The sequence below is a fragment of the Hydrogenivirga caldilitoris genome (assembly GCF_003664005.1).
In the GTDB taxonomy this organism is placed as follows: Bacteria; Aquificota; Aquificia; order Aquificales; family Aquificaceae; genus Hydrogenivirga; species Hydrogenivirga caldilitoris.
On the sequence record NZ_RCCJ01000001.1, the window covers coordinates 587,640 to 602,250 of the forward strand.

General features: G+C 46.2%; 18 protein-coding genes. 7 read left to right on the top strand and 11 right to left on the bottom strand.

Annotation, left to right across the window (positions count from 1 at the left end; genetic code table 11):
- Positions 1-45: 45 nt before the first annotated feature.
- Positions 46-1,146 carry a PilZ domain-containing protein gene (locus BCF55_RS03195; protein ID WP_121009891.1) on the bottom strand — a complete coding sequence of 367 codons (1,101 nt, stop codon included), beginning with the start codon at positions 1,144-1,146 and terminating at the stop codon, positions 46-48.
- Positions 1,147-1,173: 27 nt separating this feature from the next.
- On the opposite strand from BCF55_RS03195, the gene rimO reads away from it, so the two are divergent.
- Both rimO and BCF55_RS03205 read left to right on the top strand, forming a co-directional pair.
- Positions 1,174-2,469: a 30S ribosomal protein S12 methylthiotransferase RimO gene (gene rimO, locus BCF55_RS03200; protein ID WP_121009894.1), complete on the top strand. Its 1,296-nt coding sequence runs from the start codon at positions 1,174-1,176 to the stop codon at positions 2,467-2,469.
- A 91-nt stretch (positions 2,470-2,560) separates the two neighbouring features.
- A complete protein-coding gene (locus BCF55_RS03205) occupies positions 2,561-3,871 on the top strand; it encodes an OmpP1/FadL family transporter (RefSeq protein ID WP_121009897.1) in 1,311 nt (436 codons plus the stop codon).
- 39 nt (positions 3,872-3,910) lie between these two features.
- Here BCF55_RS03205 and BCF55_RS03210 read toward each other — a convergent pair whose 3' ends face one another.
- Positions 3,911-4,324, bottom strand: coding sequence for a secondary thiamine-phosphate synthase enzyme YjbQ (locus BCF55_RS03210; protein ID WP_121009900.1), 414 nt, complete (start codon positions 4,322-4,324; stop codon positions 3,911-3,913).
- Positions 4,321-4,770, bottom strand: coding sequence for a hypothetical protein (locus BCF55_RS03215; protein WP_245960387.1), 450 nt, complete (start codon positions 4,768-4,770; stop codon positions 4,321-4,323). The genes BCF55_RS03210 and BCF55_RS03215 overlap by 4 nt, the downstream gene beginning before the upstream one ends.
- On the opposite strand from BCF55_RS03215, the gene trpE reads away from it, so the two are divergent.
- Positions 4,769-6,250, top strand: a complete 1,482-nt coding sequence (gene trpE / locus BCF55_RS03220; RefSeq protein WP_121009903.1) for an anthranilate synthase component I — start codon at positions 4,769-4,771, stop codon at positions 6,248-6,250. The two genes, BCF55_RS03215 and trpE, sit on opposite strands and share 2 nt — an antisense overlap.
- Here the strand turns inward: trpE and BCF55_RS03225 are convergent.
- From BCF55_RS03225 to BCF55_RS03245, 5 genes are read right to left on the bottom strand one after another with little or no spacing between them, the layout of a single operon-like run.
- A complete protein-coding gene (locus BCF55_RS03225; protein WP_121009906.1) occupies positions 6,247-6,789 on the bottom strand; it encodes a hypothetical protein in 543 nt (180 codons plus the stop codon). The two genes, trpE and BCF55_RS03225, sit on opposite strands and share 4 nt — an antisense overlap.
- A complete protein-coding gene (gene acpS, locus BCF55_RS03230) occupies positions 6,786-7,145 on the bottom strand; it encodes a holo-ACP synthase (protein ID WP_121009909.1) in 360 nt (119 codons plus the stop codon). Before acpS ends, BCF55_RS03225 begins: the two co-directional genes overlap by 4 nt.
- Positions 7,142-7,840: a transglycosylase SLT domain-containing protein gene (locus tag BCF55_RS03235; RefSeq protein ID WP_245960388.1), complete on the bottom strand. Its 699-nt coding sequence runs from the start codon at positions 7,838-7,840 to the stop codon at positions 7,142-7,144. Before BCF55_RS03235 ends, acpS begins: the two co-directional genes overlap by 4 nt.
- The gene (locus BCF55_RS03240) at positions 7,837-8,925 is read right to left on the bottom strand and encodes a flagellar basal body P-ring protein FlgI (protein WP_121009912.1); all 1,089 of its coding nucleotides are present in this window, start codon (positions 8,923-8,925) and stop codon (positions 7,837-7,839) included. Before BCF55_RS03240 ends, BCF55_RS03235 begins: the two co-directional genes overlap by 4 nt.
- Entirely contained in the window at positions 8,886-9,545 is a 660-nt protein-coding gene (locus BCF55_RS03245; protein WP_245960389.1) for a flagellar basal body L-ring protein FlgH, read from the bottom strand. Before BCF55_RS03245 ends, BCF55_RS03240 begins: the two co-directional genes overlap by 40 nt.
- Before the next feature lie 64 nt (positions 9,546-9,609).
- Here BCF55_RS03245 and fabG point away from each other — a divergent pair, with 64 nt between their 5' ends.
- Genes fabG through rnc form a run of 4 tightly spaced genes read left to right on the top strand, consistent with a single transcriptional unit; the run spans position 9,610 to position 12,526 of the window.
- Positions 9,610-10,353, top strand: a complete 744-nt coding sequence (gene fabG / locus BCF55_RS03250; protein ID WP_121009918.1) for a 3-oxoacyl-[acyl-carrier-protein] reductase — start codon at positions 9,610-9,612, stop codon at positions 10,351-10,353.
- A 28-nt stretch (positions 10,354-10,381) separates the two neighbouring features.
- A complete protein-coding gene (gene acpP / locus BCF55_RS03255; protein ID WP_121009921.1) occupies positions 10,382-10,615 on the top strand; it encodes an acyl carrier protein in 234 nt (77 codons plus the stop codon).
- Positions 10,615-11,865: a beta-ketoacyl-ACP synthase II gene (fabF, locus tag BCF55_RS03260; protein WP_121009924.1), complete on the top strand. Its 1,251-nt coding sequence runs from the start codon at positions 10,615-10,617 to the stop codon at positions 11,863-11,865. The genes acpP and fabF overlap by 1 nt, the downstream gene beginning before the upstream one ends.
- Positions 11,858-12,526, top strand: coding sequence for a ribonuclease III (rnc, locus tag BCF55_RS03265; protein WP_121009927.1), 669 nt, complete (start codon positions 11,858-11,860; stop codon positions 12,524-12,526). The genes fabF and rnc overlap by 8 nt, the downstream gene beginning before the upstream one ends.
- Here rnc and BCF55_RS03270 read toward each other — a convergent pair.
- From BCF55_RS03270 to modA, 3 genes are read right to left on the bottom strand one after another with little or no spacing between them, the layout of a single operon-like run.
- The gene (locus BCF55_RS03270) at positions 12,511-13,218 is read right to left on the bottom strand and encodes an ATP-binding cassette domain-containing protein (RefSeq protein ID WP_121009930.1); all 708 of its coding nucleotides are present in this window, start codon (positions 13,216-13,218) and stop codon (positions 12,511-12,513) included. The genes rnc and BCF55_RS03270 overlap by 16 nt on opposite strands.
- Positions 13,203-13,862, bottom strand: coding sequence for a molybdate ABC transporter permease subunit (gene modB, locus BCF55_RS03275; protein ID WP_170144737.1), 660 nt, complete (start codon positions 13,860-13,862; stop codon positions 13,203-13,205). The genes BCF55_RS03270 and modB overlap by 16 nt, the downstream gene beginning before the upstream one ends.
- Positions 13,862-14,575 (bottom strand): molybdate ABC transporter substrate-binding protein, encoded by a 714-nt coding sequence (gene modA / locus BCF55_RS03280; protein ID WP_121009936.1) that lies wholly within the window; start codon positions 14,573-14,575, stop codon positions 13,862-13,864. Before modA ends, modB begins: the two co-directional genes overlap by 1 nt.
- Between the last annotated feature and the right edge of the window lie 36 nt (positions 14,576-14,611).

A 14,611-nucleotide genomic window follows, 5' to 3' on the forward strand; every position in this document is an offset into this window, starting at 1 on the left:
ACCTTTCCCTTTTAAAACTTCCCTATACCCAGGTAGCCCACCAAATCAATCTTTTATACCCCTGAGCTCCTTTAATATCTCAAACTGCCTCTCCATTACATAATCGCTAACTATCTCCTCTTCCCTTATACCTAAGGAGTACTGGATACCTGCCCTGAAGCCCTCACCATAGGGGATAACGTAGCAAACCTGTCCCTTTGCCTCTACCCTTCCCTTCGGTAAGATGAACTTAACACTAACCATGTCTCCTCCCTTCAGATCGCCCATCTCGCTAAGGTAAACACCTACACCACCGATTGAAACGTCCGCCATCCTGCCGACTATTTCTCTGCTCTCTTTGACTATCTCAACGGGTATCGGCTCTTTTGGAGCCACCCTCACGTACCTTCTCCTCTCCTGTGGGAGTTCCACGAAGGTCAGAACTTCAAGAAGCAGCTCTTCCTTCGGCACATCAACCTCTATTATCCTGGTTGCAACAGTCTGAGGAATGTGTCTGTGCTTTAGGTATATCTCCATTTCAGGCTTAAAGATGTTTATGTGGCATGTCCTCACCCTGAGTTTATCCTCCTCAAGTTTTAAAATCTTTGAACGGCAAACTATGGGAACCTCTTTGTAGTAAGTGAGGAGTTCTATCTCCCTTTCCCTCTCCTCCTGTAACTTCTCAAGGAACTCTAAAAGAAGCCTTCTCTCCTTCTCCTCAGCTTCCCTTCTTTCTTCCTCAACTTTACTTCTCAACTCCTCTATATACTTAGAAGTAGCGTCTTCAACGATTGAGAGATAGACGTCCATCAGCTCTATAAGGCTGTTTATCCTGTGGTAATCCCTCTCGGAACGGACGATGTAATCAACGTAATCTCTAACAAGCTGTAAGGAAGCCTTCAACAAAGCCTTCTTCAGGTCTATCTCAAGCTGGGAGAGCTTGTAGGCTAATGAAAATAGCTCTTCCTTTGGGTCTTTCTGAAAGGAGAAGAGAAGAAGGTAAAGGCGGTCAACGAGAGCCCCCATGCCGGGTGTGCTCAACACTTTGGGCTTGCTTTCCCTTAAAGCCTCAAGGAAGTTTTCTCTGAAGCTCTCCTTCTGGGAAATGAAGAACTCAAAATCCTCTACGAGGTCCTCCCATATGTGCTCAATTCTGTCCTTCTCCATGTTTAAAATCTATATTATTATTCTTCCATGAAAATCGGAGTTATAAGTCTCGGTTGCTCTAAGAACCTTGTGGATTCAGAGATACTCCTCGGCAAGTTAAAAAGTGCCGGAGTGGAGCTAACATCAGACATAAATTCGGCAGACTACGTGGTCATAAACACCTGTGGTTTCATAGAGGATGCGAAGAGCGAATCAATAGACACAATACTTGAGGTTGTTGACTCAGGCAAAAGGGTTCTCGTGATGGGCTGCCTTGTGGAGAGATATAAAAAAGAGCTTGAGAGAGAAATTCCCGAGGTGGAGGCTTACTTTGGAACCCAGAGCTGGGATGAGATACTTGCACATCTCAAGCTTAAGCCCAAGTACAGCAGGTCTCACAGAGTTCTCACAACCCCTGGGGCTTACGCTTACCTGAAGATAGCTGAAGGATGCAACCGCCTCTGCTCTTTCTGCGCTATTCCGAGAATAAGGGGGAGGCACGTATCAAGACCCATAGAAGACGTGATTTCTGAGGTAAAAGACCTCGCGGAGCGAGGTGTTAAAGAGATAAATGTAGTTTCCCAAGATACCACCTACTACGGCAAGGACCTTTACAGGGACTTCAAACTGATAGACCTGCTGCGGGAGATTGAAAAGGTGGAGGGTATTGAATGGGTTAGACTCCTGTACCTGTATCCAACCGAGGTGAGCGATGACCTGCTCTCTCATATAAAAGACTCCGAGAAGGTTGTTCCTTACTTTGATATGCCAATTCAGCACATTTCGGACAGCGTTTTAAGGAGTATGAGGAGGGGCTACGGAGAGAGATTTGTAAGGGAGCTTATTGAGAAGATAAGAAAGAGCATACCCGATGCTGTTCTCAGGACTACGCTTATAGTGGGGTATCCTGAAGAGAGAGAGGAGGACTTTAACAGACTCAGGAATTTTATGGAGGAAGGGCACTTCCACTGGTTAGGAGTCTTCACCTACTCTCCCGAGGAGGATACCCATGCCTTTCACCTCGGGGACCCAGTACCGAGGGAACTAAAGGAGGAGAGGAAAACCGCACTTATGGAAGTGCAAAGAAACGTGACCTATCAAAAGAACAAAGGGTTTGTGGGGAAGAGGTTAAAGGTTCTCGTTGACGGCTTTTCCGAGGAATTTTCCTTTGTTCCCAGAGGCAGGGTGTACTTTCAGGCTCCTGAGGTTGACGGTGTAATTTACATAGAGACCGAGAAACCCGTGAAGGTGGGAGACCTCGTTGAGGTTGAGGTTACCCAGGCGGCGGACTACGACCTTGGTGGCACAGTTATAAGAAATTCAGAATATATTGATATAACTTAACGTTCGTTTCGTATAAGAAATTGAAAAGCATCAGCGATACAGTTCCGGGGTTAAAATTCTTACGTAAGTAATCTTTTAGGGAGGTAGGAATATGAGAAAGGCTTTGCTAATAGGTGCTCTCTTTTCAACGGCAACGTTAACCTTTGCAACCAGTGGGGATAACATGATAGGGGTTACCCCAGCGTCAAGGGGTATGGGTGGATTAGGTGTCGGTATGCCCGTTGGACCCGTTGACTCCATATTCAGAAACCCTGCTTGGATGGGCGTTATGGAGAACAAGTTCACCGTCCAGTTCGGTGGAATTCTGTTTATGCCGAAGGTGAAAGCGAGAAATAAAGGCTATGTAGATAGCAATCCTGGAAACAATGCCTCAGATCCTATGCCTTATGACACAGGGTATGTTAAAAGCAGAGCAGACACGTTTGTTGTACCTGAGATTGGGATAGTCCACAAGATAAGTGACAGACTTGTTTTCGGTCTTGGGGCTTTTGGTGTTTCAGGTATGGGTGTTGATTATAGAGACAAAGATGGTGCTCTTGCTCAGATGCATACCACTTTTCAGTTTATGAGAATAATTCCGGCGATAGCTTTCAAAGTTAACGAAATGATAACTGTGTCTGGTGCACTTCATGGAGCATGGGGTTCACTTGATATGGGAGCTGTCATGTGTGGAGATCCGACTGATGATTCTACATGTTGGAATGCAAGCGGAGGACAGTCTCAGGCTTTAGGTATAGGGTTTCAAGTTGGAGCTTCACTTAACTTTGGAGACTTCCTATATGCAGGTATAACCTATCAATCCCCGGTTTCAATGACTTATAAGAACGTGTTTGATGCTGATAATCAGATGGTTGACCCTAACAATATATATGAAGACTTGAAACTCCAGCAACCACAGGAAGTTGCCCTGGGTATCGGTGCTGCTCCACTCAATGGTTTAAAAGTTGGTCTTGATGTGAGGTGGATAAATTGGAAAGATGCTGATGGATACGGGGACTTCAAGTGGGACGACCAGTGGGTATACGCGTTAGGTGCAGAGTATAGACCTATAAGCAATCTTGCTCTTAGGATTGGTTATAACTATGGAAAGAGTCCTATAGATGGAGGGAGCAAAAATCTGACAAGACCTTCTTCACCAAATATACCTAATCTAAATGCTCCTTTCTCGGAGTATGATATAGCATGGTTTAACTTGATAGGTTTCCCCGCAATTACAGAACAGCACTTAACTTTAGGTGTTGGTTATGAATTCTCCAAAACCTTTGGCATAGATGTATCTTATGTCCGTGCCTTTGAGAAGAAAGTTGAAGCTAAAGCTACTATGATGTCTCCAGACGATTTAACCGTCGGAGCCAAAAACGCCCAGGATTCCATCTCTGTAGGTCTGAACTGGAAGTTCTAAAAACCTGTGGGTCCCCTTCCGGTCGGGAGGGGGTCCCCTTTACTCTCCTATTATCTTTATAATTACCCGCTTGGGTCTCTGACCATCAAACTCGGCGTAAAAGATCTCCTGCCAGGGTCCTAAATCAAGCTTTCCTTCGGTTATAGGTAAGACTACCTGAAGGTGAACGAGAAGATTCTTCAGATGGGCATCAGCGTTGTCCTCCCCTGTAAGGTGATGTTTGTAGTTTTCCCTAAAGGGCGCAAGCCTCTCAAGCCACTCCCATATATCGTCGTGAAGTCCCTCCTCGTCGTCCTGAACTATAACCGCCGCCGTCAGGTGCATGGCGGAAACCAGACATAAACCTTCCTTTACGCCCGATTCTTCAACAGCTTCTTTCACTGTGTCTGTGATCCTTATAAGCTCTCTTCTCTTCTCAGTCTTAAAGGTTAGATACTTTGTGTAGGCTTTCAATCTACCTTGAGCTCCTCAAGTTTACCTTTTATCTCCCCGAGCTTATTTTCAAGCTCTTTGACTCTCTCAAGGGTTTTTTGGCAGTAAAATACCTCTCCCTTTGAAATATACTTTGCCCTTCTCTTTAGCTCTTTAACCCTCCTGTTTATTCTCCTGAGGTCCCGGAGATAGAACCACCTTGCTACAGAGCTTGCCGTTTTTAAAAGGTCTCTCCCGTTAGCCCTGAGCTCTCTTTTGAGCCTCCTTCTCTCCTTTTGCCCTGCATGGAAAGAAAGGAGCTCAACGGTTTTCTTCCCTTTAGCTTCCTTTACTATGCTCTCCATAACGCTCCTGAAAGAGCCTTGAAACTTCTTGTTCGTCCTTCCTATCTTTACCCAGAGCTCCATCTCCTCTACCTCCTCGGAGAGAGTGCATATTATATCACATTGGTTTATCATACAATTCATGGAGCTCAATCTTTCTAAGGAACAGGTAAAGAAGCTTTCACAGAATTACAACGTCATACCTCTGTACACTGAAATACTTGCAGATGTGGAAACGCCTCTGTCTATATTTTTGAAACTCCAGAGGAGCGACCGCTTTAACTTTCTCCTTGAGAGTGCTGAGGGAGGGGAGAAGTGGGGAAGGTTCTCCTTCGTGATAACTGGCTCTTCCTTTTATGTGAGAACAAGGGGAAGGTACGGAGAGATATATAACAGGGGTAGAGTTGAGTTCTTTGAGAGTGAGGACCCTTTAGGGGTTATAGACAGGATAATACGTGAGTACAAGCCCTACAACGACCCTGAGCTTCCCCGATTTTGGGGCGGGCTTGTGGGTTACTTTGCCTATGATATTGTAAAGTTCTATGAACCTATAGAGGATAATAACCCCGACCCCATAGGGACCTATGACCTATACACAGTTCTTACCGACGTTGTTGTGATACACGATAATCTTAGGGGAAAGATAAAGGTTGTTTACCCGCTCCTAACAGACAGAGGGGTGGAGGAGGAATATGACAGGGCTGTAAACTGTATAGAGGAGACGGTAAGCAGACTTGAGGAGCTGAAGGCGGAACCTATAAGCTTCTCAGAAGCAGAGCCAGACCTTACCCTGTGGGAGTCCAACTTCACAAAGGAAGAGTTTGAGAAGGTCGTGGAGAAGGCAAAGGAATATATAGCCAGGGGGGACATAATACAGGTGGTTCTCTCCCAACGTTTTAGGAGGCTCTTTGATGGCTATCCGGAGAACATATACAGAGTCCTGAGATACCTGAATCCTTCTCCCTACATGTACTATCTTGATTTCAGAGAGCTAAAGGTTATAGGTTCTTCGCCGGAGGTTCTTGTCAGGGTTGAAGGCAGAAGGATAGAGACAAGACCGATAGCGGGTACACGCCCTAGAGGAAGGACTACTGAAGAGGATAAGAGACTTGAGGAGGAACTCCTCGGGGATGAAAAGGAAAGGGCTGAACACCTTATGCTTGTTGACCTTGCAAGGAATGACCTTGGGCGTGTTTCTGAAACCGGAAGTGTGAGGGTTGAGGATTTTATGAGGGTGGAGAGATACTCCCACGTGATGCATATTGTAAGTGACGTGGTGGGAACGCTCAAAGAAGGATTGTCTGCCCTTGATGTTCTGAGAGCTGCCTTCCCTGCGGGGACGGTTTCGGGTGCACCCAAGGTTAGGGCTATGCAGATAATAGAAGAGCTTGAGAAGGAGAGGAGAGGTATATACGCTGGAAGCGTTGGATACGTTTCCTTTCAGGGGAACATGGACATGGCTATAACTATAAGAACTGCGGTTGTCAGAGACAGAGAAGTCTTCGTTCAAGCCGGAGCAGGTATAGTGGCTGATTCAGTGCCGGAGAGAGAGTGGGAGGAGACAGTCAACAAGGCAAAGGCTCTCATCAAAGCTGTAGATATAGCCGATAGATTTGCTCCCTAATCTACGTAGAGTGAGAGTGGAGGTATTTTGAACTTCTTTTGCAGCTCTCTCTTTACAAGCTCTGCGAACACCTCTTTATTGTCCCTAAACTCTCTGTATTTACGTCCAATGCTGTCCCTCTCTTCCTTGCTTAGCTGTTTCCAGAGTTCCTTCATTATTCTGCTCTCTATCTCTTTTAGAACCTTCTGGGCGTCCTCTTCGCTTTCTGGCTTTTTTATTTCAAAATTCACAAGCTCTTTAACCTTCTTTACTTTTTCTTCAAACCTGTGCTCCCAGTCTATACGGACCTTTTGGGCTTCAATCCTTAGAAAATTCTCATAAACATCCATAATGCTCCTGTAGCATAGGAAGACCGGGTGTTTGCTTCTTCTCCTTGGGTTTAAAGCTGTGTAGCACTTTTCAATTCCTTCCTTTACGATGCTCTCAGGTATGCCAAGCTCCTCAAGGAAGTTAAGGAAGAGTTTTTCTCTCGGTGACAGGAAGAAAACACCACCTTTGAACCTGAGTATAAACTCTTCAAGCGCCCTGGAGTAACTCATTTTATGCAGGCAACCGCAACTGAGTAATCCCTTTCGTGGGATAGAGAAACGAGAAGCTCTCTCCCTTTGAGAAATTCTTTGGCTTCCTCCCTGTGTATGATAACCCTTGCGGGTTTTCCTCTGTCACCCAGAACTTCAATCTCCTTAAACCTAAGCAGAACTCCAAACTCCATATAGAAGGCTTTCAGCACAGCTTCCTTGCACGCCCACCTTGCTGCAAGACAGGGTACCCTTGCCTCTTGAGAGTTGCAGTAATCAAGCTCTTTATCGGTGTATATCCTGACCAGAAACCGCTCTCCAAACTTTTCAATAGCTTTTTCAATTCTTTCGTTCTTAACTATATCTACACCTATCATTTACCAGCGGACAATTTTATCACCTTCAGGAGTTTATCTACATAAGTGCGGGTCTCTTCCGGTAAAAGGTTAAGGTCTTGCAAAACTTTTCCCGCTCCGAGCCTGTCCAGGTTCCCCTCTCCCCAGTTGTAAGCTATAAGTACAAGAATCCAGTTCTTATATTTACCGTAAAGATTCTTCAGGTGTCTCACTGCGGCACGCGTTGATTTTAAGGGATCAAACCTCTCATCAACATCTTTATCCACCTTCAACCCAAGCTCCTTTGCAGTTTCGGGCATAAGTTGCCACATACCCGCTGCCCCTTTTGGAGATACAGCCTTAACTTCGTAGGAGCTTTCTATCTCTGGAATCACTGAGAGCCACCCTGGAAGTCCCTCCTCCTTTAAGACCCTTTTAACCATGAGTCTCAGCTCCTCTTTGCTCTCAGGTTGGCGGGCGTTCTTCTCGTAAGTTTCTACGATAAACTTCGCTATTCCAACACCTCCAGCTTCCGCGAGTTTTTTGCTGACCCCCTCCAGAAACATGTCGTGATAGAACCTCTGGTATATGCTCTTGTCTTTGAGAACAGACCTGAAGGCTTCCTTCAAAACTTGCTTTATAAGTATGGATTCAAACTCCTTTGCAACGCTCTTGAGGTCCTTTTTTACTAATTCTCTGTAGTTATAAGAAGGCTCTGAGAATGTAACCCTGTTCATAACACTTCCAATTTAGCCTTTAGAGCCCCGGCTTCTTTTATAGCTTGAAGGACAGATATTATTTCCCTGGGTGTGGCACCTATCTTGTTAAGAGAGTTTACCAGCTCCTGGACGGTTGCTCCCTTTATAGGGACAAGCCTTCTGTCCTCCTCAACCACCTCTATCTCGGTTCTCGGGACAACCTTTGTCTCACCCCCTGAAAAGGGAGGTGGTTGGGATACTTCCGGCATTTCCTTGACCTTCACGACCAGACTCCCAACTGCCACTGCAACAGGGTTTATTCTGACTCCTCCCCCGAGCACTATCGTTCCGGACCTGCTGTCTATAACAACCTTTGCAACTTGAGATGTGCTTACCTCAAGGTTCTCAACTTCAGCAAGGAAATCAACCGGATTTAAACCCTCGGGCACGTTTACCTTTACTGTCGCGCTGTCAACAGCTGTAGCTATGGGTGCGCCAAACCTCTTGTTTATGACATCCTGTACCCTTTTGGCTGTCGTAAAATCAGGTATATCAAGGATTATGTTTATCTCTGTTACCTTCATATCAAAGGGGAGGTCCCTTTCAAGTACTGCCCCGTTCGGTATTCTTCCAACGGTTGGCACGTTTTTAACCTGTGTTGCCCCCCTTCCCCTCGCTTCATACCCTCCGACTATCAACTGCCCCTGAGCAAGGGCGTATATGTTACCATCAGGTCCTCTCAAAGGAGTCAGAAGTAGCGTTCCTCCTTCCAGACTCTTGGCATCACCAATTGAGGATACGTCCACATCAACCCTCATGCCAGCCTTGGCGTAAGGGGGGAGTTTTGCGGTGACCATTACCGCTGCTACGTTCTTTACAGTTATTCTGTTAGGGTCAACAACTATGCCCATCTTCTGAAGGGCGTTTGCCAAGCTCTTTACTGTAAACTGAGTTGCCTTTCCGTCTCCGGTTCCCCTGAGTCCCACTACCAACCCGTAGCCTTGGAGGTAGTTAATCCTGTTGCCCTCTATGGTTGCTATATCCTTTATCCTCTCGGAAAAGGTAACGGATATAAGGAGCAGTATCAGAAGGGGAATATTAAGGCAAATATCCTTGCAAGCCATCCGGGCTTACCTCCCTCAGCCATGTAACCCTTACCGTCTAAAAAGACCTCCATGTTGGCAATTTTCTCGCTGGTTACCGTATTATTGCTGTCTATATCCTCCGGTCTTATTATGCCCCTCAGGACAAACTCTCTCTTCATACCGTTCACCACTATATACTTCTTCGCTTCTATTAACATCGTCCTGTTCGGGTAAACTTTTACCACTCTGCCTGCGAGTCTTGTAGTCAGTACACCCTGCTGTTGCACCTTGCTTGAAGCTTTAGTATCAAACTTACCCTCTGCCTGGCTACCTAAGTTGGCAAGTGTGTTCTGGGGCACACCAAAGAAGGAGCTAATAGCGTTGGAGAACGCTGTAGACCTACCTGCCTGATTGGATAAACTCTCCACGGCGTTCATACTCTCCACCACGTATATAAAAATGAGGTCTCCCGGTTTTGCTGCCCTGTTTTCCCCGTAGAGGTCAACCCATCCTCCCTTTGAAAGCAAGCTACCGCGCATCTGTTTCTCCTTATACTCTTCTTGAGGGAAGGGGTTTTCCCGTTCATAGGTTGCCAGGTCCCTTGGTTTTTCAGAGCAGGATAAAAGGAGGGTTGTGAAAACCACAATAAATGAAGCCAAAAAAGCCCCCATTATCACTAATATAGCAATTGGGAGTTAAATCTGCTATAATTTGTAGCCAATTATGATAAGTCTCTCTGGGAAAATAGCTCTTGTTACGGGTTCAACTCGCGGTATAGGCAAGGCTACAGCCTACAAACTCGCTGAGGCTGGAGCTACCGTAATAGTTACGGGTAGGAGTGAGGATAGGGCTAAGGAGGTTGCTAAAGAGATTGCAGGGAACACAAAGGCTAACACCTACGGGGTAGGCTTAGATATAGGTTCAAAGGAATCCATAGAAGAGGCTTTAAGGAAGATAAACGAAGAGGTTGGGAGCGTTGATATCCTTGTGAACAACGCAGGAGTTAACAGAGACACGCTCTTTATAAGGATGAAGTATGAAGACTGGGACGAGATAATAAGGGTTAACCTTACGGGCACCTTTCTCGTGACTCAGTTAGTGGTAAAGGGTATGCTCAAGAAGAGGTGGGGCAGGGTCATAAACATGTCCTCGGTGGTTGCCTTCATAGGCAACGTTGGCCAGGCAAACTATTCAGCGGCAAAGGCAGGACTTGTTGGCTTCACCAAAACCCTTGCAAAGGAGCTTGCTCCAAGGAATATAACCGTGAATGCGATAGCACCGGGGTTCATAGAGACAGACATGACCGAGAACCTGCCTGAGGAGATAAAGCAGGGTTTTCTCAGCCAGATACCTATGAACAGGTTCGGTACAGCTGAGGACGTTGCCAACGTTGTTCTTTTTATAGCTTCGGACCTGTCCAGTTACATGACGGGTGAGGTAATACATGTCAATGGCGGTCTTTTTTAAATAAAAATCCTGAATGGAGGTGAAAGAAATGGCTATTGAGGAGAGAATCAAGGAGATCATAGCTGACCAGCTTGGCGTTGAGCAGGAGAAGATAGTTCCCGAGGCTAAGTTCGTTGAGGACCTCGGAGCCGACTCCCTTGACGTTGTGGAGCTCATAATGGCTTTTGAAGAGGAGTTCGGTATAGAGATACCCGATGAAGATGCTGAGAAGATACAGACGGTGGGGGACGTGATTAACTACCTTAAAGAAAAGGTGGGTTAATGAGAAGGAGAGTAGTCGTAACCGGACTCGGTGCTGTTACCCCTATAGGTACGGGCGTTGATAAGTTCTGGACTAACCTTGTGAAAGGGGTAAGTGGGATAGACCACATAAAGAGTTTTGACCCGGCTGAGTTTGGCTTGAACGTAACCATAGCCGGAGAGGTCAAGGACTTTGACCCTATGAACTTCCTTGATAAAAAAGAGGCGAGCAGGCTTTCCATATTTGTCCATTACGCTGTCGCTGCGGCGGAAGAAGCCATACTGGATAGCGGAATAAAGGAAGCTGGCTATGACCCACTTAAGATAGGTGTAATAATCGGTACAGGAATAGGAGGACTCAGAGACATAGAGAGGGAACATACGGTTATCACCCAGAAGGGGGCAAGAAGGGTGTCCCCCTTCTTCATACCTTACGGGATATCCAATATGGGAGCCGGATACGTAGCCATAAGACATGGCTTTAAAGGACCTAACTACTGTGTCGTGTCCGCCTGTGCCACGGGAAACCACTCAATAGGTGATGCCTTCCGTATGATACAGGCAGGTGATATTGATGCCGCTATAGCCGGTGGAACGGAGGCGGCTATAACCCCCCTTGGAGTAGCAGGTTTTGCCGTCATGCGAGCACTCTCCACGCGGAACGATGAGCCTCAAAAGGCTTCAAGACCTTTTGATAGGGACAGGGACGGATTCGTTATGGGAGAAGGGGCAGGGATTCTCGTGCTTGAAGAGTATGAGCGTGCAAAAGCCAGGGGTGCCAAGATATACGCCGAACTCGTTGGCTACGGTGCAACCGATGATGCCTACCACATAACAGCACCTCATGAGTGCGGAGAGGGTGCCTATGAATGTATGAGACTTGCCCTTGAAGACGCAGGTCTGAATCCGGATGAGATAGACTACATCAACGCCCATGGTACTTCTACGCCGTTGAACGATAAGATAGAAACTCTCGCGATAAAACAGCTCTTCAAAGAGCACGCTTACAAACTCAAGATAAGCTCCAACAAGTCTATGATAGGACACCTGTTGGGGGCTGCCGGAGCCGTTGAAGCGGTTGCTTCGGTCAAAACCATTGAGACAGGACTGATACCGCCCACCATAAATCTGGAAAACCCAGACCCAGAGTGCGACCTTGACTACGTTCCGAACGAAGCCGTTAAAGCTAACGTCAGGACGGTCCTTTCCAACTCCTTTGGTTTCGGTGGGACCAACGCCTGCCTCATATTCAAGAAATGCGAGGATGTTTGAAGAGATTGAAGAGCGTATAGGTTACACCTTCAAAAACAAGGAGCTCTTACAGCAAGCCTTCACCCATGTTTCCTACGCCCGCGATACAGGTTTACCCCATTACGAAACCCTTGAATTCCTTGGGGATGCCCTTCTGAATTTTATAGTGGTTGATATGCTTGTAAGAGAGTTTCCAAGAAAGAGGGAGGGGACGCTCGCTTCCCTTAAAGCCTATTTAATAAGCGAAGAGTTCTTTAACGAGCTTGCCAACGAACTTGAGCTTCCAAAGTACATACTCATAAGCAGAGGGAAGAAGAACGTATCAATAGTTGGGGACGTTTTTGAAGCTCTGTGGGCAGCGGTGTATGTGGACAGCGGGAGGGACTGCGGTCTCGTGAAGGAGCTTTTTAACAGGCTTTTCAGAGATAGGATTGTAGAAACGGTTAAGAGACAGAAGATAAAGAAGGATTACAAAACAATGCTCCAGGAGATAACCCAGAAGATGTGGAGGGAGAGACCAACCTATAGGGTTGTGAGCGTTGAGGGACCTGAGCACGCTAAGACCTTCACCGTTGAAAGTTCAATAAAAGGTTTGAGTGCCATAGGGCACGGTAAGAGCAAAAAAGAAGCTGAACAGGAAGCTGCAAAGAAGCTCATGGAAAAGCTTCAGAACGAAGGTTGAGCTCCTGATAGTTTTAGGAGTTCAGAGAATACACCCTCTACAAGTTCACGCCCACCTTCGCATACCTTCCTACCCTTTTCCATGATAAAAACCTTGTCGGCAAGAAATAGAGTCTCAAAGGGGTCATGGGTAACTATAACCACAGGGATGTTAAATTTTAACCCTTTCAGGAATTCCATAATGCTCATCTTCCTCCTGAAATCCAGGGAAGAGAAAGGCTCGTCCATGAGAAGCGCTCTTGGGTTGGAAGCCAACGCTCTGACTATGGCTACCCTCTGTTTTTCTCCTCCGGAAAGCTCCTTGGGTTTCTTATCCTTGAGTGCTTCAAGTCCGAAGTGCTCTATAAGCTCATCAATATTCTCCACTTTGCCCCCTGCCTTTCTGGTAGCAAACTCTATATTCTCTTTAACGCTCAGATGTGGGAGAAGGTTATCCTCCTGAAACACGACCCCCAACCTCCTCTTCTGAGGAGGCAGATAGATGTCCTTCCGTGTGTCAAGGAATACTTCCTCACAGCATCTTATAAACCCTTCATCGGGATTCTCCAAACCGCATATTATGCGGAAGGTTGTTGTCTTTCCACATCCGGAGGGTCCAAGTATAACGTTGAAACCCCGCTCAAATTCAAACTCCCCCTCAATTCTAATACGCGGAAACTCTTTCCTGAAACTCACTATCAGCTTAGCGTCCATCTCTTCCTCAAAAAGGATACTATGCTCAAAGAGATAAAGGATACCAAGAGAAGCACTAACGAAGCCCTGTGCGCCTCCAGGTAGTTTAGCGATTGAACTTCATCGTATATATAGATTGACAGCGTCTGGGTTTCCCCAGGGATGTTACCTCCCACCATGAGAACAACCCCAAACTCTCCCATCGTGTGGGCAAAGACAAGCGCACAGGCTGTAAGAATACCACCCCAACTCTGTGGCAGTATCACCCTCATGAGGGTCTCGTACTTTGAATACCCAAAAACGTAAGCTATCTCTATGTGTCTTCTGTGGATACTCTGAAACGCGTCTCTTATAGGAAAAACCCCGAACGGCAGGGAGTAAACCAGGGAAGCTACAAGTAATCCTTCAAAGGAAAAGAGAAGAGATTTTCCAAAAAGAGTTTCAATAAGACTTCCAATAGGAGACTCCCTGTTAAATATGGAAAGCAGATAAAAACCGAGTACTGTGGGTGGTAATATTATAGGGAGTAAGACCAGAACTTCCACGACACCCTTGCCGGGGAAAGATAGGAAGGCAAGGGCATAGGCTATTCCAAAGGAGATGAAGAGTAGAAAAAGGGTTGTCAGAAGGGACAGTTTTAAACTCAGCAGGAGTGCGTCTTCCATCACGGCACCTCAAAGCCGAACTCTTTAAGGAGCTCTTTAACCCTATCTGAGGTTAAGAAACTTAAAAACCTCTCTGAGAGTTCATTCTTGCTGCCCTTATCGGTTATGACCGCCACATGCAACACCGGGCTGTAAGTGTTTTCAGGGACTAAATAGTAACTTCCCCTGCCGTAAGCAAGTACAAGAGATAGGGGAACTATTCCGGCATCTGCTCCACCGGAAACCACGAACTGAAAAGCCTGTGCTATGTTTGAACCGTACACAAGCTTACCTTTAAACCTGTCGTACAAGCCTGTGTTTTGGAGGAACTCAATGGCTGCCCTTCCGTAAGGGGCGTATTTTGGATTTGCTACAGCAATATTTTTAGCCAATTCAAGGCTTTCTATATCCTTAACTTCAAATTTTAAACTTATAAGAACCAACTTACCCTTTGCAAAGATGACAGGATTAAAAGCTTTACCAGCTTCTGAGAGCTTTTTGGGGTACAACTCGTTTGCCGATATAAACACATCGTAGGGTGCTCCTGCCAGAATCTTCCTGTATAAATTTCCCGAAGAACCGTATGATAGTTTAAGTTCTACGCCAGGGTTTTCAATCTTGAAGAAGTCGGCTACCCTCTCCAAGAAGTGCATCATACTGGAAGCTGCGGCTATATGGAGAGTTTGGGACAAACCAAGGGAAGTCCATATAAGTAGCGTTATTAGGAGTCTCATCCTGACCACTATTATATGACATTTATGTCATATAAA